This is a genomic window from Frankia sp. Hr75.2 (genome assembly GCF_949319125.1).
Classification (GTDB): domain Bacteria; phylum Actinomycetota; class Actinomycetes; order Frankiales; family Frankiaceae; genus Parafrankia; species Parafrankia soli.
The window spans coordinates 96,600-117,036 of sequence record NZ_CASGGV010000343.1 but is presented as its reverse complement, the minus strand read 5'-3'; the positions used below and the strand labels follow the sequence as shown (position 1 = coordinate 117,036).

22 protein-coding genes are annotated in these 20,437 nt (G+C 74.2%); 15 read left to right on the top strand and 7 right to left on the bottom strand.

All coding sequences use genetic code 11. The annotated features are described in order from the left end of the window. Positions 1-205 precede the first annotated feature (205 nt). Positions 206-1,108, top strand: a complete 903-nt coding sequence (locus AC559T_RS33835; RefSeq protein WP_498871283.1) for a proline dehydrogenase — start codon at positions 206-208, stop codon at positions 1,106-1,108. Between the two features lie 137 nt (positions 1,109-1,245). Here the strand turns inward: AC559T_RS33835 and AC559T_RS33830 are convergent, their stop codons facing one another. After that, positions 1,246-1,602 (bottom strand): hypothetical protein, encoded by a 357-nt coding sequence (locus AC559T_RS33830; RefSeq protein WP_112106603.1) that lies wholly within the window; start codon positions 1,600-1,602, stop codon positions 1,246-1,248. A gap of 342 nt (positions 1,603-1,944) precedes the next feature. Between AC559T_RS33830 and AC559T_RS33825 the strand changes: the two genes are divergently transcribed. The 5 genes from AC559T_RS33825 to AC559T_RS33805 all read left to right on the top strand — a co-directional run bounded on the left by AC559T_RS33825 (position 1,945) and on the right by AC559T_RS33805 (position 6,539). Further along, complete coding sequence (locus tag AC559T_RS33825; RefSeq protein WP_498871282.1) at positions 1,945-2,952, top strand: tellurite resistance TerB family protein; 1,008 nt, start codon at positions 1,945-1,947, stop codon at positions 2,950-2,952. Positions 2,953-2,994: 42 nt separating this feature from the next. Continuing rightward, on the top strand, positions 2,995-3,441 hold the full coding sequence (locus AC559T_RS33820) for an NUDIX domain-containing protein (RefSeq protein ID WP_071066889.1): 447 nt from the start codon (positions 2,995-2,997) through the stop codon (positions 3,439-3,441). Positions 3,442-3,468: 27 nt separating this feature from the next. After that, complete coding sequence (locus AC559T_RS33815) at positions 3,469-4,260, top strand: class I SAM-dependent methyltransferase (RefSeq protein WP_498871281.1); 792 nt, start codon at positions 3,469-3,471, stop codon at positions 4,258-4,260. 73 nt (positions 4,261-4,333) lie between these two features. Continuing rightward, positions 4,334-5,023, top strand: coding sequence for an AIM24 family protein (locus AC559T_RS33810; protein ID WP_071066924.1), 690 nt, complete (start codon positions 4,334-4,336; stop codon positions 5,021-5,023). Next, positions 5,001-6,539: a CoA transferase gene (locus tag AC559T_RS33805; RefSeq protein ID WP_498871280.1), complete on the top strand. Its 1,539-nt coding sequence runs from the start codon at positions 5,001-5,003 to the stop codon at positions 6,537-6,539. The genes AC559T_RS33810 and AC559T_RS33805 overlap by 23 nt, the downstream gene beginning before the upstream one ends. A 10-nt stretch (positions 6,540-6,549) precedes the next feature. Here AC559T_RS33805 and AC559T_RS33800 read toward each other — a convergent pair whose 3' ends face one another. Further along, positions 6,550-7,863, bottom strand: coding sequence for a hypothetical protein (locus AC559T_RS33800; protein WP_498871279.1), 1,314 nt, complete (start codon positions 7,861-7,863; stop codon positions 6,550-6,552). 318 nt (positions 7,864-8,181) lie between these two features. On the opposite strand from AC559T_RS33800, the gene AC559T_RS33795 reads away from it, so the two are divergent. Continuing rightward, the gene (locus AC559T_RS33795; RefSeq protein ID WP_112106332.1) at positions 8,182-8,616 is read left to right on the top strand and encodes a response regulator; all 435 of its coding nucleotides are present in this window, start codon (positions 8,182-8,184) and stop codon (positions 8,614-8,616) included. Between the two features lie 349 nt (positions 8,617-8,965). Continuing rightward, on the top strand, positions 8,966-9,439 hold the full coding sequence (gene bfr, locus AC559T_RS33790; RefSeq protein WP_112106331.1) for a bacterioferritin: 474 nt from the start codon (positions 8,966-8,968) through the stop codon (positions 9,437-9,439). Here the strand turns inward: bfr and AC559T_RS33785 are convergent. Continuing rightward, positions 9,436-9,570, bottom strand: coding sequence for a hypothetical protein (locus AC559T_RS33785; RefSeq protein WP_255565694.1), 135 nt, complete (start codon positions 9,568-9,570; stop codon positions 9,436-9,438). The genes bfr and AC559T_RS33785 overlap by 4 nt on opposite strands. A 177-nt stretch (positions 9,571-9,747) precedes the next feature. Here AC559T_RS33785 and AC559T_RS33780 point away from each other — a divergent pair, with 177 nt between their 5' ends. The 4 genes from AC559T_RS33780 to AC559T_RS33765 all read left to right on the top strand — a co-directional run bounded on the left by AC559T_RS33780 (position 9,748) and on the right by AC559T_RS33765 (position 12,555). Then, positions 9,748-10,341, top strand: a complete 594-nt coding sequence (locus tag AC559T_RS33780; protein ID WP_020460033.1) for an alpha/beta fold hydrolase — start codon at positions 9,748-9,750, stop codon at positions 10,339-10,341. A gap of 114 nt (positions 10,342-10,455) precedes the next feature. After that, complete coding sequence (locus tag AC559T_RS33775; protein ID WP_498871278.1) at positions 10,456-10,872, top strand: ArsR/SmtB family transcription factor; 417 nt, start codon at positions 10,456-10,458, stop codon at positions 10,870-10,872. After that, positions 10,869-11,966 (top strand): cation diffusion facilitator family transporter, encoded by a 1,098-nt coding sequence (locus AC559T_RS33770; RefSeq protein ID WP_498871277.1) that lies wholly within the window; start codon positions 10,869-10,871, stop codon positions 11,964-11,966. Before AC559T_RS33775 ends, AC559T_RS33770 begins: the two co-directional genes overlap by 4 nt. Before the next feature lie 154 nt (positions 11,967-12,120). Continuing rightward, positions 12,121-12,555 (top strand): CBS domain-containing protein, encoded by a 435-nt coding sequence (locus AC559T_RS33765; protein ID WP_020460036.1) that lies wholly within the window; start codon positions 12,121-12,123, stop codon positions 12,553-12,555. Between the two features lie 22 nt (positions 12,556-12,577). Here AC559T_RS33765 and AC559T_RS33760 read toward each other — a convergent pair whose 3' ends face one another. Together AC559T_RS33760 and AC559T_RS33755 are read right to left on the bottom strand one after the other, a co-directional pair. After that, positions 12,578-13,135, bottom strand: coding sequence for a GNAT family N-acetyltransferase (locus AC559T_RS33760; RefSeq protein WP_498871276.1), 558 nt, complete (start codon positions 13,133-13,135; stop codon positions 12,578-12,580). Between the two features lie 142 nt (positions 13,136-13,277). After that, positions 13,278-13,613 carry a metallothionein gene (locus AC559T_RS33755; protein WP_243657769.1) on the bottom strand — a complete coding sequence of 112 codons (336 nt, stop codon included), beginning with the start codon at positions 13,611-13,613 and terminating at the stop codon, positions 13,278-13,280. A gap of 417 nt (positions 13,614-14,030) precedes the next feature. On the opposite strand from AC559T_RS33755, the gene AC559T_RS33750 reads away from it, so the two are divergent. After that, positions 14,031-14,342, top strand: a complete 312-nt coding sequence (locus AC559T_RS33750; protein WP_071066897.1) for a hypothetical protein — start codon at positions 14,031-14,033, stop codon at positions 14,340-14,342. 107 nt (positions 14,343-14,449) lie between these two features. On the opposite strand, the gene AC559T_RS33745 is transcribed toward AC559T_RS33750, so the two are convergent. Beyond that, positions 14,450-14,614, bottom strand: a complete 165-nt coding sequence (locus AC559T_RS33745; RefSeq protein WP_020460040.1) for a hypothetical protein — start codon at positions 14,612-14,614, stop codon at positions 14,450-14,452. 557 nt (positions 14,615-15,171) lie between these two features. Between AC559T_RS33745 and AC559T_RS33740 the strand changes: the two genes are divergently transcribed. Together AC559T_RS33740 and AC559T_RS33735 are read left to right on the top strand one after the other, a co-directional pair. Continuing rightward, positions 15,172-15,921: a TetR/AcrR family transcriptional regulator gene (locus AC559T_RS33740; RefSeq protein WP_131626696.1), complete on the top strand. Its 750-nt coding sequence runs from the start codon at positions 15,172-15,174 to the stop codon at positions 15,919-15,921. 59 nt (positions 15,922-15,980) lie between these two features. Next, entirely contained in the window at positions 15,981-18,377 is a 2,397-nt protein-coding gene (locus AC559T_RS33735; protein ID WP_498871275.1) for a HelD family protein, read from the top strand. Here the strand turns inward: AC559T_RS33735 and AC559T_RS33730 are convergent. Further along, on the bottom strand, positions 18,343-20,277 hold the full coding sequence (locus AC559T_RS33730) for a PASTA domain-containing protein (RefSeq protein WP_498871274.1): 1,935 nt from the start codon (positions 20,275-20,277) through the stop codon (positions 18,343-18,345). The two genes, AC559T_RS33735 and AC559T_RS33730, sit on opposite strands and share 35 nt — an antisense overlap. Positions 20,278-20,437: the final 160 nt, after the last annotated feature.

Sequence of the window (20,437 nt, the reverse complement as noted above, 5' to 3'; positions counted from 1 at the left end):
GCCCAACGGGGGGTGGCCCGCCGCGGTGGTGGGTGACCGGCCGCGGCGAACTGGATCACCGCTGGCGGAATCCTGGTCGCCGGCCGCGGTAATCCGGATGGCCGTTCGGTTGGACAGCGGCCGGCGGTTACGTGAGGCTTCTATCTGTGTCCATACAGTCACGATCGTGGGTGGTTGCCGGCGCTCGTCCGCATCGGAGCCGGCCGTGATCCGCCCCGGGACGCAGCGCCGGGCGGAGCGGCCGCCGGCCGCTGGGCGGGCCCGTGAGCTGGCCGGACGGGTTCCTGCGGCCAGGGCGCTCGTCGACCGCCTCGACCGTGCGGGAGCCGGTCCGGTGGACGCGCTCGCGCGGGCCGCGCAGGTCGCGGACGCCCGGGTGCTGGCGAGCATCGACCGGGTCGGGCCCGTCGCGACAGACGCCGAGGCGGCGGGCGCCACGACCGCCTCCTACCTGACCCTGCTCGACCTCGCCGACCGCGCCGGGATCGCCGACGATCTCGACATCAGTCTGCGGCTCGCCGCGGTCGGCCAGGCCGTCCCCCGCGACGGTGCCAAGATCGCCCACGGGAACGCCGCCGAGATCTGCGCCCGCGCCCGCGAGGTCGGCGCCACCGTCACTCTGGACATCTTCCCCCTGGACGCCGCCGAACCGGCCGCCGTCGACGCGATGCTGGTGACCCTGTCGGAGCTGCGCCGGGACGTCCCGGCGACCGGTGCCGTGCTGCGGACAGGCCTGGCCCGCACCGTGGCGGACTGCCGGGACCTCGCCCGTCCGGGCTGCCGGGTCCGGCTGTGTCCGGGGCCCGCGCGGGCCAGGCAGTCGGCGCCCGGCGCGCGCCGGGCGCGGCTCGACCGGCGCGGTGCGTTCGCCAGTTCCCTGGGTGTCCTCATGGCCGGACCGGGCTATCCCATGGTCGCCACAGACGATCCGGGGCTGATCGCGCTCACCGCCCGGCTGGCCATGCATGTCGGTCGCCGCCGCGACAGCTTCGAGTTCCAGGCCCTGACGGGCATGCTCGGCCGCGAGCACCGGAGGCTGGCCGCCGAGGGCTACCGGACCAGGGCGTACGTCGGGTACGGCCCGCTCCGGCCGGCCCGCGCGCGGTAGGTCCGCAGGCGGGCCGGCCGGAGCGGGCGACGGACACGGAGCCGGCGGGCACGGGACAGAGCGGAGTCGTTCGGCTCGTGCCGTCACCGCCGGACGGGGAGTCACCGCCGGACGGGGAGTCACCGCCGGACCGGGAGTCACTGCCGGACCGGGACGGTCTCCCCGTCGGTCCGGGTGCCCGGGTGGAGCAGGGCCTCAGGGATCCGCAGGTCGGCGGGGGCCGAGCCGGAGCCGCGACACGCCCGGCAGCGGCGGCGGTAGGTCGTCCGGCCGCTGCCGTAGAAGGCCCGCCCCTCACCACGGCACTCCGGGCAGGTGCCGTCGCCCATTCCCAGCCGGCGGCCGGGCGCGAGGCGGACGGCGAACCACGCGGCGCCGACGGCGATCAGAACCACCAGGGCATAGCTCCACGCGGCGCCGCCCGCGCCACCGACGAGGGCGAAACCCACCCCCGCCGTGACGACGAGGACCGCCGCAGCGATAACCGTGCGCATGTCGCACCGCCCTTCCAAGGCCGCACAGGGTGAGATGAGCGGACGGCGGCTCGGCTACTGCCGCTCTCGGGTCGAAAGCGGGGCCGGGAGGCAGATTTCGTCCGTGCTCCCTGCATGCCCGACATGCGCCGGGCTACACCAACGGCGGCGAATTGATGCGCCGAGGCGCGACCCGGCCCGGACCCGTCTTCGGTCCGTTTCGGTGACGGTCGGACCACATCCGTGACCGAGTGGCTGCGGCGGCCCGTGCCGGCGGACCACCCGTCTGGGGGATGATGTCTCCCGCGGCCTGTCCACGCGGGCACCCGCGCTCCTCATCCTGGCCCCGGGAGGTTCACCGCGATGTCCTCGCCCGCCTCGATACGGCTCGAGACCCGCCTGCTCGTCCGGGTGGGCGGCAGCGTCCTGCTCGCCCGCCCGCCGGACGACACCTGGCACGTGCTGCCGGGCGGTCCGGTGGAGCCCGAGGAGCACACCGAGCAGGCGCTGGCCCGCCACGTCGCCGGCCTCGGTGACCTGGGGTCCCTCGGCGCCGCCCCCGCCCGCCGGCCGGCCGGGCGCCTTGGTGGCCCGTCCGCGACGCGGCCGCCCGGCTGGCGCTTCGTCGGCGCGGCCGAGCACGCCGAGCACGCCGGGGGAGACCTGGGTAGCGCCGCCGGCCTCGGGCAGGCCCACACCCTGACGATCCTGTTCGCCGCCGAGTGGCCGGCCGGAGTACCGGTCCCGCCCGGTTGGCAGGGGTACGACCTGGCCCCCGTCGAGGCCGGTCTGCTCCTCACCACGCGGATCCGCCCGCTGCCGGTGGGCGCGGCGGTACGTAGGTGGGCCATGGACGAATGGCCCGTATGGCGGGGCATCGCGCCGGGCGCCGGCGAGGTCGGGCGCCTCGGGCGCCGCCTTTCCGTCGCGTCCCTGCGGGCGCAGCTCGCCGCCCGGCGGGAGGAGCTTCGCGGCAATGCCTTCCGCGACGCCGCGGTCGCGATGTGCGCGCTGGTGACGGCCGCGGACGGCCGGGTCGACCCGGCGGAACGCGAAGGGCTGCGCGCGTTCGTGGCCAGCGACCCGGTCATGTCGCACTTCCCGCCGGACGAGCTCGAGGCCCTCTTCGACGCGCACCTGCGGCGCCTCGTCACCGATCCGCAGGCCGGCCGGGCCGCCGCGTTCGCCGAGATCGCGAAGGTCCGCAACCGGCCCACGGAGGCGGCGGCGGTGATCCATCTGGGCGAGGTCATCGGGCGGGTGGACGGTGAGTTCGTCGCCAGCGAACAGGCGGTCGTCCTCGAGGCCGTGCAGGTGCTCAGGCTGGACCCCGCCGAGTTCGGGATGCACTCCGCCCGTCGCATCGCCTAGCCCGCCCGCACCCCCCGCATCGACCCCCCGTTTGGAGCACTCATGGCCCCGCCCGCCCCCGTCGAGATCAGCGCCCGGGTGCTCTTCGTCGCCCAGGACCGCGTGCTGCTGGCGAACCGCCGCGGGCAGCCGTGGTTCTACCTGCCGGGCGGCAACGTGAACCCGGGAGAGACGGTCGAGGCGGCCCTGCGCCGGGAGACCCAGGAGCAGGCCGGCCTCGACGTGGCCGACCTGGAGTTCATCGGCTGCGCCGAGAACGTCTACGTCGAGGGCGGCGTCCGCCACCAGGAGATCAACGTCCTGTTCGCCGCCGATCTGCCCTGGGGGTCGCAGATCGGCAGCCATGAGTTCGACGTCGACATCACCTCGGTGTCGATCGGCAACCTGTCCGGCCTCGACCTGCGCCCGGCGAGCCTGCGGGACGTCATCCACGGCTGGCTGGCCGACCGGGAGCCGAGCTGGCACGGAGCGGCGCCGGCCGCGAGGTGACACTCCGCCGTCCGATAATCTCGCCTGGTGGTTAATGGCACCGGCGAACGCGGCGGTTTCCCGGATCAGCCCGGTGATCTCCCCGGTGATCTTCCCAGGCAGGGTAACCCCGCAGCCGGCCGGGCTGGTCCGGGCGGCCCGGCGGGGGAGGCGCCGCCGAGCCGTTGGGCGTCCCTGACCGGTACACGCGGCGGAGGTGCGCCGAGCGTCGCCGTGGGGGACCGCTACGACGAGCGGTTCGCGAGCCTCGCGGCCAGCGGCCTGGACATTCACGGCGAGGCGAGCTTCTGCGCCGCGCTCGTCCCCGCCGGTGCGCGGATCCTCGACGCCGGCTGCGGCACCGGGCGGGTCGCCATCCGGCTCGCCGAGCTGGGCTGTTCGTGCACCGGTGTCGATGTCGACCCGTCGATGCTCGCGCGGGCGAAGGCGGTGTCCGGCGAGGTGACCTGGATTCTCGGCGATCTCGCGAACCTGCCCGCCGCGCTCGCCGACCAGGGCGCCACGGCGCCGGCGGGCCGGGCTGGCCCGTTCGACCTGGTCGTGGCGGCGGGCAACGTGATCCCGCTGCTCGCGGAGGGCACGGAGGCGCACGTGCTGCGGGTCCTCGCGGGTGTCCTGCGCCCGGGTGGCCTTCTTGTCGCCGGGTTCGGCCTTGACGGCGCGCACCTGCCGCTGCCCGAGGCGCCCTTCGGCCTCGCCGAGTACGACCGCTGGTGCGCGGGCGCGGGCCTCACCCTCGAGCGCCGCTTCGCGACCTGGGACGGCGCGCCCGACCGTCCCGAGGACGGCTACGCCGTGAGCGTGCACCGCCGGCACTGACCCGGCCCCGGAGGCGGATCGGCCGGCCCGGCCTTGTCGATCGGTGGTGACGGGGATCGCCGTCCGGCGTTCAATGGTGCCTGTGAATCAACCACTTGGGCAGCATGCGGCGGGAAGTTCCGGCGGTCCGCCGTTCGCGCTCGAGGAGGGCGACCGGATGCTCCGGGTCCGCCTCGACGGCGGCGAGATGTACGCGAAGCAGGGGTCCATGGTGGCCTACCGCGGCAAGGTCGACTTCGCCTACAAGGGGCAGGGCGTCGGCGGCTATCTCCGGCGCGCGGTCACCGGCGAGGGCCAGGACCTGATGCGGGTCAAGGGCCGCGGCACCGTCTGGTTCGCGGAGTCCGGCAGCCACATCTCGATCTTCCACCTGGACAACGACCGGATCACGGTCAACGGCCGCAGCCTGCTCGCCCTGGAGTCCGGCGTCCGTTACAAGATCACTACGACGTCCGGCGGGATCGGTGCGATGATCGCGGGCGGCGTGTTCAACACCGAGGTCTCCGGAACGGGCGGTGTCGGCGTGCTGTGCCTGGGCAGCCCGCTCGTCCTCCCGACGGACGAGCCGGTGTGCGTCGATCGCGACGCGGCAGTCGCCTGGACGGCCGGCGTCCGCACCCGGGTGATCTCCAGCTTCAAGGTGGGCAATCTGATCGGGCGCACCTCCGGCGAGCTCGCCCAGATCGAGTACAGCGGGCGCGGTGGCTTCGTGGTGGTCCAGTGTGGTGAGATCCCGGCTCGTGGCGCGGAACCGAGCAGCTGACCTCGGCCCCGCCGACGCCGAGATCGACGCCGAGGCCGAGCTGGAAGTCGAACTGCGACAGGCGCTGCTCGCGGCGGGCCTGCCGCTTGAATCCCTCCCGCTCGAATCCCTGCCCATCGAGGCCGCGCCGTTCGAGGCCCGACCGACGGCGGCGCCCGCGGCCAGGCCCGCGCTCGACTGGGCCGGGTCCGGGCTCATGTGGCTCACCGGCCGGCCCGCGGCGGTCCCGGTCGTGCCGGACGCCCCGGTGCTGGGGCGGGCCCGGGCGGCCGCCGCGCTGCTCCGCGCCGCGTCCGCGCAGCTGGGCGCGGCGGTCGAGGTTGACGTCCCCGAGCTGCTCGCGGGCCGGGCCGCGCTGCTCGGCCTGCGCCGCGGCGGGACGATCTCCGCCAACGGCGGCTGCCGGCTGCTGCAGGCCGCCGACGGCTGGGTCGCGGTGAACCTCGCCCGGCGGGACGACGTGGAGATGCTCCCGGCGCTGCTCGGCGTGGATCCCGCGGAGGTCACCGCACCCGCGGGTGGCCACCGTGACCCACTTGAGACGACATGGGCGGCGCTGACCGCCCTGCTGCCCGCCCATGACCGCGCCGACCTGGTCGATCGTGCCTGGCTGCTTGGGCTACCCGTGGCGTCGCTCCCATCCGACGAGCCGGCCGAGCCCCGGCCACCGGTCCGGATCGCCGTCCAGGGCATCGCCGTCCAGAGCGAGGCGCCGGGCCGGCAGGGGGAGGCCGCCGGACCGGCAGCGGTTGGGAACGGGGCCGGTTGTCCCCTTGTCGTCGACCTCTCGTCGCTGTGGGCTGGTCCGCTGGCGGCCCGCCTGCTGGGGCGGATGGGCCTGCGGGTTGTGAAGGTCGAGAGCGTGCACCGCCCGGACGGGGCACGGCTCGGTGACCCGGACTTCTACCGGTGGCTGCACGCGGGCCAGGACGAGGAACGGTTCGACTTCACCGACCCGCGAGGGCGGGCGGCGCTGCACCGGCTCGTCGAGCGGGCCGACGTCGTGATCGAGGGCTCCCGGCCACGCGCGCTCGCGCAGCTCGGTCTGGACGCCGACCGGTGGGTGCGGGCCCGTTCCGGTCGGGTCTGGCTGAGCATCACCGGGTACGGGCGGGCGACCGGCGCCGGCGGGCACGGGCCCGGCCCGGTCGCCTTCGGTGACGACGCCGCCGTCGCCGGCGGACTCGTCGGCTGGGACCGGACGGCTCCCGGCGGCTCCGTCCCGGTGTTCTGCGGTGACGCGATCGCCGACCCGCTGACCGGCCTCTTCGGCGCGTTGGCGGTCGCGCTGTGCCGGGCGGCCGGGCGGGGGGCTCTGCTGGACGTCGCCATGCGCGACGTCGCGGCCTTCGTCGCCGCCCCGCGGGTCCGCGGCCGAGGGCTGAGCGATCCGGGGCGTCGGTGGGGGGAAGGGCCCTGGTCGGTCACCGGCTCCGACGAGCTCGGCTGGACGGTGCGCCAGTCCGGCGCCCATGGCCGGGTGCTCGCGCCGCGCCGCCCCCGCCTGCCCGGCTGAGCGGACGAGGTCAGCCCTCAGCGGACCCGGAATCCGCGGGCTCGTCGTCGCCTGCCGCGTGGACCTCCCGGAGCCCGGAGACGATCTCGGTCGGCGGATCCGTCCCGTCGTCGTCGGGGCCGGGGCCGGCATTGGCGTCGGCGTGGGCATCGGCCGTGGCATGAGCGACGCGGGCGTGGGGACCCGCGTCCACGACCGCCTCGTCGCCGGCCTCGGTGACGGCGTCGTTCCCGTCCGTTCCGACCAGTCCGCCCACTTCGGCCCGCAGTTTCACCGGACCGGCGTCGAGCTGACCTGGCCGGTGCCGGGGGAGCGCCCTGCTCCGCGCGGCGGCGCGGTAGGCCGTATACCGGAAGGGCGTGCGCTGGAACGGGCGCGGCCGGGCGGCCGCCCGGGGCCCGCCCGCCCGCCACGGGAGCCCGAGGACGACGCCGTGGCCCCCCGCCCCGTGCCGGGGGCCCGCTCCCCGGGCCCGCGAGATCCAGACCAGGGCCCCGATCCCGGCCAGCCACAGGCTCCACAGCAGGCGGGCGAGAACGGGCAGGTGGGGCGTGGGGAGCAGGCCCGCCGCCGAGACGGCGGCCGCGAACAGCAGCGCGGCGCAGGCGAGGCCGCTCCCGATGAGGACGGGCCGCGCCCAGCGCAGGACCTCCAACCGCAGCCAGTCCGCCGCCGCGGCGACAACGCGGCGACCGCGTTCGACCAGCCCGCGCCCGACGAGCCGGCCTCCGAGCGGGCTGCGTCCGGGGCGGTCAGGAGGGTCAGGACGGGCGGGCGCGAGCGGCCACCAGTCATCGAAGACGGACGCGACGAAACGGGACGCGACCAGGACGGTCCAGGCGGCCAGCAGCAGCGGGCCGATCGTCTCGCCGCACAGGACACCAAGAGTGACGCGCAACGCGTCGAAGGTGGTCACACCGGGGGAGATCGGCCCGGGTCCTGGCGGATTGCGGGTGAGTAGCGGCACCCCGATGAGCCAGAAGGACCACTCGAAGATCATGGAGGTCGCGGCGGCGAGCCCCGTGAGGAGCAGCACCCAGGCGGCCCGGTTCGGGTTCGCGGCCGGCCGGCCCGGGCCCGGGCCGGCCCCGAGGCGGACGATTCGCGTCGTCAGCGGCACGAGCAGCACCGCGGATGCCGCCGTGAGCAGGGTGAACAGTGTGAGGGTCCAGGTCCGCGAGCCCAGCGCGGCCAGCGTCGCCGCGGCCGGGTCGTTCAGCATGCCGGGATAGCCGAAGGTGCGGACCAGCCCGGTCATGCCGAGGGCGTTGGTCAGCGCGCAGCCCACGAACAGCGCCGCGTCCGCGTCCACGGCACGTCGCATTGATGGCACTCCATGCTGTCTTGACGATGTCCCGGTGGGGACCGATCCAGCCTCAGCGTCGCACGACGGCTACGCCTCGTCGTCGGGGCTGGTCCGGGTGGCTGGTGGTTCGTGGCGCACCCGCGGACGGGAGCACGCGGGTGGACGCCCCGCGCCCCGCCCCGCTGTCGATCGGCCTATCGTTGGCCGCGCCGACGGTCGTGCCCGGCGGTCGCACGATGGCCGGACACGGGCGTGACGCCACGGCGTCCGGCCGGTGCTCCGAGCTGATCCAGCCTCCGTGACCTGATCCAGACTCCGTGACAAGAGAGGCCGTTCGTGACCGCTGCCGCCGCTGTTCGCGCGTTCAACATCCTGCTGGTGGAGGACGACCCCGGCGACACGCTGATGGTTGAGGAGGCGCTGACCGACCGCGGTGTCAACCACGAGCTCCACGTGGCCGTCGACGGCGTGGAGGCGATGGCCTACCTGCGGGACCCCGCGAACCCTCGGCCCGACCTCATCCTGCTGGACCTCAACATGCCGCGGATGGACGGCCGGGAGGTTCTCAGCGCTTTGAAGGCGGACCCGCGGCTGCTGTCCATCCCGGTGGTTGTGCTGACAACCTCGGAGGCGCCGGACGACGTGCTGTACAGCTACACGCTGCACGCGAACGCCTACGTCTCGAAACCCGTGGACTTCGAGGCCTTCACCGAGGTGATTCATCGGATCGACGACTTCTATCTCGGTCTGGTGCGGCTGCCTCGCCGGTGACGCGTCAGCGAAGCCTTCCCTAACTGAGGACAGGCTAGCCTAAATAGGCGTCGATGTGAGGTTCGCGGCGCTCTTACCGGTATGCGCGCCGGGCTCCACTGTGATTTCCTGTTTCCTGGGCGAATTTGCGGCGCGCCGGCCCAATCCGGTGGCGGCGGCCTCCGGTGGCGGTGGCCAGGGTGTCCGGCGACGGTCCGGGTACCTTGCGTCGCGACGCCGCCCAGGACGGACCGGCGCGGACGTGCCGGAACGGTGCCGGAGGTCCCGGTGACCGTGGCCGTTCGTCCGGAAGGGCTGCACCCCCGCGGCCTGTGGGCGCGTCGAAGACGACTGAGGAGAGATGTAGACGGTGCGTGGCGACAAGGACATCATCGACCTGTTGAACAAGGTGCTGACGAACGAGCTGACGGCCATCAACCAGTACTTCCTGCATTCGCGGATGCAGCGTAACTGGGGATATCGCCGACTGTCGGACTACTTCTACCACGAGTCCATTGACGAGATGCGACACGCCGATGCGCTGATTGAGCGCATTCTATATCTGGACGGCCTACCCAACCTGCAGCGGCTGCACACCCTGCGGATCGGCGAGACCGTGCAGGAGCAGCTGGAGACCGATGTGGCGCAGGAGGACGAGGCGGTCAGCCTTCTGCGCGACGGAATCGCGCTGTGCCGGTCGAAGAAGGACGTGGGCTCGGCGGTGCTGCTGGAGAAGATCCTCGTCTCCGAGGAGGAGCACATCGACTGGCTGGACGCCCAGCTCACGCTGATCGCCCAGCTCGGCGCGACGAACTACCTCACGCAGCAGATCCACGAGAGCTAGTCGGGGATCGGCGACGGCTTGCTGGCGCCGGTCGCGCCGATCCCGGGGCGCCGCGCCCCGGGATCGGCGGAGGGCCCGCCGTGGGCGGTGCGGTTCGGTGGTGTCGCCTGGCGGTGTCGCTCGGCGGACACCCCGGCCTCCGCCGCTACCCCGGCGCGGGAGATAGTCTGCCGGGGTTCCTGGCCCCGCCGTGACTCATGTGGGCCCGGGGCCGCGGCGCCGGTGACGCCGGCGGCACGAGCCTCGCGTATCCCCCGCCGCGGGCCGTGACGGCGCAACGGAGCGCCAGAGAAGGAGACCACGGCGCCATGACGCCCTCGACAACGATCAGCCCCCCGCTCGCGGACTACGACGCCGTCCCGGGTGACGACCTCCTCGCCGAGCCGGTCCGGGTGGCCGTCGCGATACTCATGGGGCGGGGCGAGAGCCGCGAGCCCTACGAGTGGCTCGCCCGGCGGCTGGCGCTCGACGGTTACGCCGCCGCGGTCGTTCCCGCCGGCGGGAACGTGGCGCACGCCGTCGGCGAGGTGCGCCGCCCCGGACTCCCCTTCGTCCTCCTCGGCTCGGACTCGGGCGCGCTGGCCGCACTGGCGATGGCCGGCTCACCCGCCGTGCGCCCCGACGGGCTTGTCCTGCTCGGGCTGCCGCTGCTGCACGTGCCGGTCGCCGGCATACCTGTCGGCGACCCGCCGCCGCGGGTGCTGCCCGATCTCCCCATCCTGCTCATCCACGGCCGGGACGACCCGATCAGCCCGTTGCAGCTGGTGCGGATGACCACCCGGACGGCCGCCCGGACCGAGCTGACCGTGGTCCCCGGTGGGCACGCCGTGCTGGCGGGGCCGGGCCGGCGCAGTGTCCCGGCCCGGGTGCTGCTCTTCCTCGAGGACCTGATCGCCGGCTGAGGCTCGCGCCCGCTGCCCGCTGCCCGGCGGGCGCCAGGTGGCTGTGTCGACCGTTCGGGCTGTGTCGATTGTTCAGGCTCGACTGACGTCAGCGGTCGCTGTACTGTTCAGTCTATGGTGAAGCTTGTGGTGCACGGTGAGGTCCTGGCCAGGTTCGGGCACGCTCTGTCCGATCCCACCAGGGCACGCCTGCTACTCGTGCTGCGCAGGGGCCCGTCCTACCCGACGGAGCTCGCCGAGGTCCTCTCGGTGAGCCGGACGAATCTCTCCAACCACCTCGCCTGTCTGCGGGGCTGTGGGCTGGTGGTGGCCGTCTCCGAGGGCCGGCGCCTGCGCTACGAGCTCGCCGACGACGCCCTCGCGCACGCGTTGGACGACCTGCTCAGCGTGGTGCTCGCGGTCGACCCCGACCACGCCCACGGGGAGCCCGGCGGCGATCTCGTCGCGCCCGCGGGGGAGCAGCCGGCCCGGTTCGTGCCCACTGGTGGGAGCGTCGCCGCGCGCGACCTCGCCGACCTGGTGGACCGGTGAACACCCCCGAAGGCCGCCACGGCGACCACGGGCACGACAACGGTCAGGGTCTCGTCCCGCCGCAGACCCGGCCCGCCCACGGCCACGACTCCGGCCACACCCACGCCCACGGCGGGCCCGGCGCGCCGGGCGGGCACGAGCACGCGGCGGGTCGGTCCGCTCCGCGCGGCTTCGACTCCCAGCGCCGCAGGCTGGCGTTCGCGACGGGCCTGAACGTCGCGATCGTCGTCGGCCAGGCCGCGGCCGGGCTGCTCGTCGGGTCGGTCGCCCTGCTCGCCGACGCCGCGCACAACCTCGTGGACGCGGCGGGCGTCGCGTTCGCGCTGATGGCGATCCGGCTCGCGAGGCAGGCGCCGTCCGCCACCCGGACCTTCGGCGGGCTGCGCTGGCCGGTGCTCGCCGCCCAGGCGAACGCGGCGAGCGTGCTGGTCGTGACCACCCTGGTCTGCGTCGAGGCCGCCGGGCGGCTCGCCCACCCCGAGCCGGTCGACGGCCTGGTCGTCCTGATCGTGGCGATCGCCGCGGCCGTCGGCAACGGGGTCAGCGCGCTCTTCGTCCACGAACGGCACGGTGATCTCAACACCAGGGCGGCGGTCACCCACCTGGCCGGCGACGCGCTGGTGTCGGTCGCGGTGGCCGGCGCCGGGCTCGTCATCTGGCTCACCAGCGGCTGGTACTGGCTCGACCCGGCGCTCTCCCTGGTCGTGGCGGCACTGATCGGGATCCAGGGCGTGCGCCTGCTGGCCGAGTCGTCCCGGGTGCTGCTCGAGGCGACCCCCGCCGGGCTGGACCTGGCGGCAGTGCAGGCGGACGTCCTTGCCGTGGAGGGCGTGACCGGGGTGCACGACGTGCACGTGTGGGGCCTGTCCGACCGGGTCGCCGCGGCGAGCGCCCATGTCGAGGTGGCCGGCCATCCGACACTCGAGGAGGCGCGGGCGGTCTCCGACCGGGTCAAGGCGGTGCTGGCGGAGAAGCACGGCGTCGTGCACGCCACCGTCGAGACGGAGTGCGAGCCGTGCTCGCCCGCCGGCGGCGACCCGTGCGACGTGCGCAGGGTGACCGTGCACCAGCTGGCCCCGGCGCACCGCCACTGATTCCCGGCGCCCCGCCTCCCTGGCGCACCGTCGCCATCGTGGACTGATCGTGTGCACCCAGTCGCGGTGGGTATGTCATGTCGAGTCGGATCGCGGCTTCCCCGGAAGCCGCGGGACGGCTCCCAGCAGGCATGACGACGAAGGGGAAACAGCCATGACGACCGCTCGGGACATCATGCACGGCGACGCGAAGTGCGTCGGCGCGGACGAGTCACTGGCCAGCGCGGCCCGCATGATGCGCGACCTCGGCGTCGGCGCGCTGCCGATCTGCGGCGCCGACGACCGCCTCGGTGGCATCATCACCGACCGCGACATCGTGATCAACTGTGTGGCGGAGGGCCGGGACCCGGCGTCGACCCGGGCCGGTGACCTCGGGAAGGGCAAGCCGCTGTTCGTCCGGGCGGACGCCGACCTCGACACCGTCCTGAACGAGATGATGGAGCACCGGGTGATGCGGATGCCGGTCATCGACAACAAGCGGCTCGTCGGGATGATCAGCGAGGCGGACCTGGCCAGGAACCTCTCCGGTGAGAAGCTCGGTGCTCTCGTCGAGGCGATCAAGAGCGGCCCGGCGGACCGGGTCACCTGATCCCGACCGGTCCCGTCCGGCGTCAGCCCGTGGCAGGCGTCGCCCGGCGCCTGCCACGGCGGCGCCGGGCCGGCCGGGCCGGCCCGGCCGGCCACCGCGCACGGCGGCCCGGCAGGCACGTCAGGCGCAGCACATCGCCCTCCACCACGCACGGGCCCTGCGCGAAGCTCGCCCGGAACAGCGCCAGCGCGGCGGTGTTCTCGGCGAGCACGTTGGCGTGCAGCTCGCGGACACCGGCCGCACACGCGCGACGTTCGAGCTCGGCGAGCAGCCGACGGGCCACCCCGTTGCGGTGGGCGTCGTCGACGACCGCGACCGACACCTCGGCCTCGGCCGGTCCGGTGCGGATCAGCCGCGCGATTCCCAACGGACGGCGTTCCACCGCGACGAGCGCGATGTGGTCACGGCCGTCGACGTCCACGAGGGCGCGGCGGTGCGCTGCCGGAAGGGCGCCCAGCGGCGCGTGGAAACGCAGGTAACGGCTTCTCGGTGAGAGCCCGGCGAACACCTCGTCGACGATGGCCTGCTCGCCGGGGCGCAGCAGGCGGATTCGCGGCCCCGGCGGCGGGCAGGCTCGCACGCGGCTCCGGCGTACGAGCCGGCGCCGTTCCGGTTTCCGCCGTTCTCGTTTCCGCCGTTCCGGATGCCAGCGTTCTGATTGCGTGGTGGGTCCGGTCACCCATCCAGTTCACCTGCGGAAAACGGGCGCTCCAGGGTGTTTGTCACCCATCCGACCGCTCGCCCGCCGTCGCCTGGCCGACCCGTCGCCGGTGCGCACCGTCTCCCGCCCCGGCCGCCGATCCGTCGGGGTGCGCTCCGACGGCGTCGCGGATCTCACGGCCCATTCCGCCCGCCTGGCGTGCGCAGTGCGCACAGCAGAAGAAACGCCCGGAGACCTCCACGCCGTGCCCGATCACCCGGCAGTCGCAGTGCTCACAGCGCGGGGCGAGCTTCTGCACCGCGCACTCGAACGAGTCGAAGGTGTACGTCTCACCGCTGACGACCCGGATCTCGAAGGACATCCAGTAATCGTTTCCGCAGGTGTCGCACGCACGCATGACAGCCTCCTTGCGTCAGGACGTCCCGACGCTACTTTCGGTGCGCTCCTGATCGCACGTTCTCGCCCCCGGCGGTCCCTGGGCGAACCGGCGCGATCGCGGCACTCCGCCGCGGCCGGGTCGGCGGTTCGCCGGTGATGCGAGCGGCGAGCGCGTGGCGTCGGGCCGCGCCGCCATCCGCTTCGGCGGGAAACGGCGAAATGATGGCCGGCGAGCCGGTATTCATCGGTCGGCCTCGTGCTGAACCCTGGGCACCGTTTATGCGCCCGGCGGGCTGTTTCCGCCGTGGTGGCCCCGGACTGGCCGCATACATTCGGATTCCGGCGTGGGTTTGACGCTGCCCGAAGTCGCTGCGGTAGCGTTCGCCCCGCACCTCGGTGCGCGCCAGTAAATGACCACTGAGAAAGGGATCAGAAAATGAGCCAGCAGGAGCAGCAGCAGCAGCGCCAGCAGGTGGAGCAGCAGCTCCGTCAGAACTGGCGGCAGCTCCGCTACCGCCTCCTTGACCAGTTCGGTCAGGTCAGCGCGGCGGACCTCGACTCCGCGACCGACATCAATGACCTCGTCGCCCGGATCGCGGACAAGACGCACCACAGCGAGCGTTACGTCGAGAACCGCCTGCGTGAGCTGGCCGGTGTCGGCGGCGGCCAGGGTCAGGCCGGCGAGCGCTTCGGTGGCGGCCAGCAGGGCAACCAGGGCCAGCAGGGCCAGCAGGGTTTCGGCGCCTAGTAACACCCTCCTGCTGACCGGCCAGGCCGGAATGTCGGCGCACCACAGTTGAACAGTGCGTCCAGCGGTGCGCCGCCAAGCCCTCCGACGCTACTCGGCGCGCGTTCTCAGCACGTCGCGCCGAGTAGCGATCGGAGCTCCAGCAGGTCATCCATCAACCTGATCGTCTCCATGGTGCGTGGGAGCCTGCGCAGCTCCTCCAGCATCGCGTCTGTTTCCTCAACGGTGGGGATATCGTCGATCGACGCTGCTATCTTAACGATATCGACCACGGGAGCACCACCTGTCTGCATACTGCAGAATTGCACACGGCGATTCAACAGAAATTAAATCCAGGCTTCCTTCGTGTTAACTTCGGGCCTGGCCCGGATGCGATAAGTGACGATCTGTCCCCGGTGCGGCGATCTCCGCCCCAGGTGGGCGTGATCGGCGCTGTCGCGTCATCCCGTCCCCCTTTATTGCGTCGTCGGCCCGCCGGCAGTGCGGGACGCCTGCCGCCGGAGCCGCCGGAGCGGTGCAGCGGGCCGCCGGGGAACTGGCTGTGACGCCTGGTGGTCCGCGTGCCTGTCCCATCTTCTTTCCCTTCCGGGCCGCTCTTGACGCCTGGTAGCGGACACCGGCGCGGCTGGCGCGCCGGCCGGCGGGTCCTGGTCGCACCCGGGCCCGTCGGGGTCGTGACGGTCCGGCGCCGGCGCGCCTTACTGTGCATGTCGTGAAGTACGAGATCGCACCCGAGCGAACCGCCGGACGCCCGGCGGCCCGGCGGCACAGCCGCGCCCCGGAGGCCCTTCGACGGCTCGTGGGGGAGCGGAGCGGGTAGGCGGCGGCGATGACCGAGCCACTCGGCCTGCGGGACCGCAAGAAGCAGCGCACCCGCGACGCGCTGTCCGCCGCCGCCGTCTCGCTGTTCCTGGAACGGGGCTTCGAGCGCGTCTCCGTCGCCGAGGTGGCCGCGGCCGCCGAGGTGTCGAAACCGACGCTGTTCAGCTACTTCCCGGCCAAGGAGGACCTCGTCCTCCACCGCGTGCTCGACCACCGTGGTGAAGCGGCCCGGGTGGTGCGGGCGCGGTCGGCCGACCAGTCGCCGCTCGCCGCTCTCGAGGCTCATTTCCTCGCGGGCCTGCGACAGCACGAACCGGTCACCGGGCTGTGCGACGCGCCCGAGGTGCTCGCTTACCATCGCCTGGTCTTCTCGACCCCGAGCCTGCTGGGCCGGATGGCCCAGTACACCGCCGCCGACGAGGACGCCCTGGCGGACGCGTTCGCCGAGGCGGCCGGCTCGCCCGCCGCCCAGGTGGACGCGCGGCTCGCCGCGGCGGCGGTCCTCACCGTCCAACGGGTGCTGGCCCGGGAGAACTGGCGCCGCCTCGACGCCGGCGCGGCCGCGGTGGACGTCCTGCCCGACGCCGAGGCGGCGGCCCGCCGGGCGTTCGGCGCGCTCGCCGGACTCGCGAACCTTCCAGGACTCGCGAACCTCCCGGGACTCGTGGATCTCCCGGACCGGGCGGATCGTGCGGACCGGGCGGACTTCCCCGATCGGACGGATCTTCAGGGTCGGACGGTGCCCGGGGCCGGGTGAGCGGTTTCGATCTGCTTTACTCGGTCAAGTTATTGACTTCGTAAAGTGGAGGGGTCGGTATGGGCGACGGCGCGGCCGAGGGGCGCGATGAGGATCCCCGGTCCGTGGATGTCCGGCCGGCGGATCTCCGGCCGGCGGACGCCCGGTCGGTGGATCCGTGGTCGGCGGAGCTCGCCGCCGAGCGCCGTCACCTGGACCGCGCCCGCGCGGCGCTGGTCCGGATGCGGCACGAGGCCGAGGCGACGGAGATCGCCGAAGGCGACCCCGTCGCTGACAAGGTGACGAACGCGTCCCTGAAAGCGGCGCGGCGGCGGCGCCTCGAGGCGCTGAGCGACCCCGCGAGCGGGGCGCCGTTGTTCTTCGGACGGATCGACTACGCCGCGGGCGCCGCCGCCGCGCCGGGTCGGCGCGTCCACCTGGGACGGCGCCATGTGCGGGAGGCCGCCGGCGATGATCCGCTGGTCGTCGACTGGCGCACCGACATCGCCCGTCCGTACTACCGCGCCCATCGGGGCGACGTGATGGGGCTCGTGGCGCGGCGCCGGTTCGGGTTCGACGGCCCCGAGCTCACCGCGTTCGAGGAGGAGCCACTCGTCGAACCGTCGCCCGGCCCGGCGGGCGCGCCACGGGCCGGCGGGCCGGCCGGAGGCGACCTGCTCGCCCGCGAGATCGCGCGGCCCCGTTCGGGGCCCATGCGTGACATCGTCGCGACGATCCAGCCGGAGCAGGACGAGATCGTCCGGGCCGATCTCGAGGTGAGCGTCTGTGTCCAGGGCGCGCCGGGCACCGGCAAGACGGCGGTCGGCCTGCACCGGGCCGCCTACCTGCTGTTCGCCTACCGGGAGCGGCTCAGCCGCGCCGGGGTGCTCGTCGTCGGGCCGAACCGGGCCTTCCTGCGTTACATCGGCGCGGTCCTGCCCGCGCTCGGCGAGTTCACCGTCACCCACCGTAGTCTCACTGCCCTCGTGGACGTCGCGACGGCGCGCGGAACCGACCCGGAGCCGGTGGCCGAGATCAAGGGCGATGCCCGGATGGCCGTGGTGATCCGCCGGGCGCTCGGAGCCACCCGGCCCGGCGCCTCCCCGCCGGCTGCCCTGATCACGAGCTCGCTCGGTCGGTGGAGGGTGAGCGGCGACGAGATCGCCGGCCTGGCCGCCGGCATCCAGGCTGGCGGCCACCGCCATCGCGTGGCCCGGGACCTGCTCGCCCGGCGGATCGCCGCCGCGGTGGTCCGCCGCGCCGAGGAGCGGGGGCACCTGCCGGCCGACTCCGCGGTGGAGCGCCTCGCCCGCACCCGGTCCGTCCGGGCGGCGGTCGACGCCGTCTGGCCGCGCACCGACGCGGCCGGGCTGATCCACCGGCTGTTCACCGACCCCGCCCTGCTCGCCCACGCCGCCGACGGCGTGCTCTCCGCGCCCGAGCAGCGCCTGCTGCTGGCCGACCGGCCGACGTCGCGGCGGGCCGTCCGCTGGTCGCCCGCCGACCTGTTCTGCCTGGACGAGGCACTGGACCTGATCGACGGCGTGCCGGCGTTCGGGCACGTCATCGTCGACGAGGCCCAGGACCTCTCGGCCATGCAGTGCCGGGCCGTCGGACGCCGCTGCGCCACCGGCTCGCTCACCGTCCTCGGGGATCTGGCCCAGGGCACCACCGCCTGGGCCGCGCGCTCCTGGGAGCAGGCGCTTGCCCACTTCGGTAAGCCCGCCGCGCGGCTGGAGGTGCTGACCCGGGGCCACCGGGTACCGGCCGAGATCCTCTCGTTCGCCGACCGTCTGCTCCCGAGCATCGCGCCGGATCTGCCTCCCGCGTCGTCGACCCGCGCCGTCCCGGGTGCGCTGCGGGTGATCGCCGCCCCGCTGGACGACCTGGCCGGCGAGGCTGCGCGCCAGGTCCGTGCCGGGCTGGGCCGCGGCGGTTCGGTGGCGGTGATCGCCCCTGACGAGGCCGTCGGCGGCCTGACGGCGTCGCTGCGCGCGGCGGGCCTGCCCGCCACCGCCCTCACCGACGACGCCGCCCTTACGGAGGACGCCGCTCTTACGGAGGACGCCGCCCTCACCGTGGACGCCGAGCCCGCGGGCGAGGCTGTGCTCACCGGCGACGCCGAGCCCACCGAGGGCGCTTCGCTCACCGACAAGCCCGTGCCGGAAGGGCGGGCGTCCCGGCCGGTGACTGTCGTGCCCGCGTCGCTCGCGAAGGGACTCGAGTTCGACCATGTGGTCCTCGTCGACCCGGCGTCCGTCGCCGGCTCCGGGCCGGGCTCCGTCCAGGGGCTGCGCCGGCTCTACGTGGTGCTGACCCGGGCGGTGACCTCCCTGGCAGTGATCCACACGGGTGAGCTCCCGAGCGCTCTCGCGGATCAGGGCGGCCCGTTCCCGCGGGTACCCCGGCCCGGGGGAGCGGGCCGCCCGGATCCCGCGCTGGTCAGGGGACTGGAGGTGGCTCCGGGGTCTGCGTGACCTGCGAGTCGCCGTTCGACCGGGGCTGGCTCACGGTGATCGTGACGGTCGCCCCCCGGGTGACGAGGCCCGCCCGCGGCAGCTGGGCGATGACGACCCCGGCCGGCTGGGAGCCTGCGCCGCGCTCCTCGACGACGTCGAAGCCGTAGTCCCGCAGCGTCGCGGTGGCCGTGGCGGCGCTCTGGCCGACCACGTCGGGAACCGCGACCTGCCGGCTCACGATGGTGATCGTCACCGTCGTGTCGTAGGCGACCTGGGTCCCGCCCGCCGGGACGGTCCGCTCCACCAGCCCCGGCCCGACCGTGGACGGCCCGCTGTTCTCCTGGATGACCATCACCAGGCCGGCGCTGTACAGCCCGGAGCGGGCGTCCACCTCCGACCGCCCGACGAGGTCGGGGACGGTGGTGTGCCCCGGCCCGTCGGACACGTCGAGCTCGATCGCCGCGTCCCGGCTCACCTCGCTGCCCGCGGCGGGGTGCATCCCGATGACGGAGCCCGCGGGCCGGTCGTCGAGCCGCGTGGTGCGGATGATGTTCGTCAGCCCGGCGGTGCGGAGCGCCTCCTCCGCCTCGGCGACCGGCCGACCGACGACGTCCGGGATCTCGACGGGCTCGCCGGGCGGCATGACCTCCCCGGCGGTCCCGCCCGGCCCGGGCCCGGTGGCCGTCGCGGTGCCCGGGCTTGCCTCCCCGCCTCCTGGCGACTGGCCGTCCGACGGACCGGTGGGGTCGCCTGGAGCGGGGGTGGCGCTTACCCGGGCATCGGCGTTGTCACGGCCGTCCGGCGGCTGTGCCTGAAGCAGTAGCCAGGCGCCGACCAGGACGACGACGACCCCGGCCAGCGCTGCGACGAGCATGCGTCCGGACGGCCGGTGCTCCGGTCGCGTCCGCCGGGCCGCGCTGGGTGAGCTGGGTGAGCTGGACGGGCCGGCTGGGCTGGTGGGCGGGATCGGGTCGCTCGCGGGCGCCCGACCCTGGGGCGGCGTACCGCCGGCCGCCGCGGGGAGCGCGAGTGCGGATGTCGCCGAAGCCGGGACCTCGACGCCGAGGGTGACCAGCTGCTGCAGTAGGTCCTGCGCGGTGGGGCGGTCCGTGGGCTGGCGGCTCATCGCCCGCCGGACGACGGTGCCCAGCGCCGGGTCGAGCCCGTCGAGGTTCGGGTCGCCGTGGACGATCCGGAAGATCTGCGCCTCGGGCGGGCCGTCCCCGAACGGCAACCGGCCGGTTCCGGCGAAGGCGACCAGGCCGGCCCAGGCCCACACGTCGGCCGCGCCGGACACCGGCTGGGCCAGGGCCTGCTCGGGAGCCATGAACGCCGGCGTTCCGACGATCGAGTCCCGGGTGACGTGCGTGATGTCCGCCGCGTGGGCTATCCCGAAGTCGATGACGCGCGGCCCCAGGGACGACAGCAGGACGTTCGCCGGCTTGAGATCACGGTGGACCAGGCCGGCGCCGTGGATGGCGGTCAGCGCCGCGGCCACGCTGACGGCCACCCGCTCAAGGTCGGCGGCGCCGAGCGGGCCACCGGCCGCGACCGCGGCGGCGAGCGTGGGCCCGTCCACGAACTCGGTGACGATGAAGGGCGGCCCGTCGGGCGGGTCGACCGCGTCCAGCAGCTCGGCGGTGCAGAACCGGGCCACCCGGCGGGCGAGCTCGGCCTCCCGGCGGAAGCGGGCGCGGAAGGTGGGCATGCCGGCCACCTCCGCCCGGATCATCTTGATCGCGACCGGCCGCCCGTCGGGGGCGGCGCCGAGGAAGACGGTGCCCATCCCGCCTTCGCCGAGCCGCCCGAGAACGCGGTAGTGCCCCAGCTCGGAGGGATCGTCAGGCCGCAGCGGGTCGGCGGCGGGCTGGCCGCCCGGCGCGGTGACTGGCTCCTCGGCGCTGCGGCACGCGTCCATGGGCCCTCCGGCGGTTGGCCGGCACGCCGGGCCGCGCGCCGTTCCGTCAGTCATGATGCGGAGTAATCACGCCTGGTTGCGTGTCAGAGCCCGCACTGTCGGCAACCGGACAGTCCGGGCGCGGTGGCGGTCCGATGGTGGTGGCGATGGACCGATCGGG

Excerpts from the sequence above, each read along its gene's own strand:
- AC559T_RS33830 (WP_112106603.1), bottom strand. The coding sequence starts at position 1,602 with ATGCGCACGGTTATCGCTGCGGCGGTCCTCGTCGTCACGGCGGGGGTG.
- AC559T_RS33825 (WP_498871282.1), top strand. The coding sequence starts at position 1,945 with ATGTCCTCGCCCGCCTCGATACGGCTCGAGACCCGCCTGCTCGTCCGG.
- AC559T_RS33820 (WP_071066889.1), top strand. The coding sequence starts at position 2,995 with ATGGCCCCGCCCGCCCCCGTCGAGATCAGCGCCCGGGTGCTCTTCGTC.
- AC559T_RS33810 (WP_071066924.1), top strand. The coding sequence starts at position 4,334 with ATGGTGCCTGTGAATCAACCACTTGGGCAGCATGCGGCGGGAAGTTCC.
- AC559T_RS33800 (WP_498871279.1), bottom strand. The coding sequence starts at position 7,863 with ATGCGACGTGCCGTGGACGCGGACGCGGCGCTGTTCGTGGGCTGCGCG.
- AC559T_RS33780 (WP_020460033.1), top strand. The coding sequence starts at position 9,748 with ATGACGCCCTCGACAACGATCAGCCCCCCGCTCGCGGACTACGACGCC.
- AC559T_RS33775 (WP_498871278.1), top strand. The coding sequence starts at position 10,456 with ATGGTGAAGCTTGTGGTGCACGGTGAGGTCCTGGCCAGGTTCGGGCAC.
- AC559T_RS33765 (WP_020460036.1), top strand. The coding sequence starts at position 12,121 with ATGACGACCGCTCGGGACATCATGCACGGCGACGCGAAGTGCGTCGGC.
- AC559T_RS33755 (WP_243657769.1), bottom strand. The coding sequence starts at position 13,613 with ATGCGTGCGTGCGACACCTGCGGAAACGATTACTGGATGTCCTTCGAG.
- AC559T_RS33750 (WP_071066897.1), top strand. The coding sequence starts at position 14,031 with ATGAGCCAGCAGGAGCAGCAGCAGCAGCGCCAGCAGGTGGAGCAGCAG.
- AC559T_RS33740 (WP_131626696.1), top strand. The coding sequence starts at position 15,172 with ATGACCGAGCCACTCGGCCTGCGGGACCGCAAGAAGCAGCGCACCCGC.
- AC559T_RS33735 (WP_498871275.1), top strand. The coding sequence starts at position 15,981 with ATGGGCGACGGCGCGGCCGAGGGGCGCGATGAGGATCCCCGGTCCGTG.
- AC559T_RS33730 (WP_498871274.1), bottom strand. The coding sequence starts at position 20,277 with ATGGACGCGTGCCGCAGCGCCGAGGAGCCAGTCACCGCGCCGGGCGGC.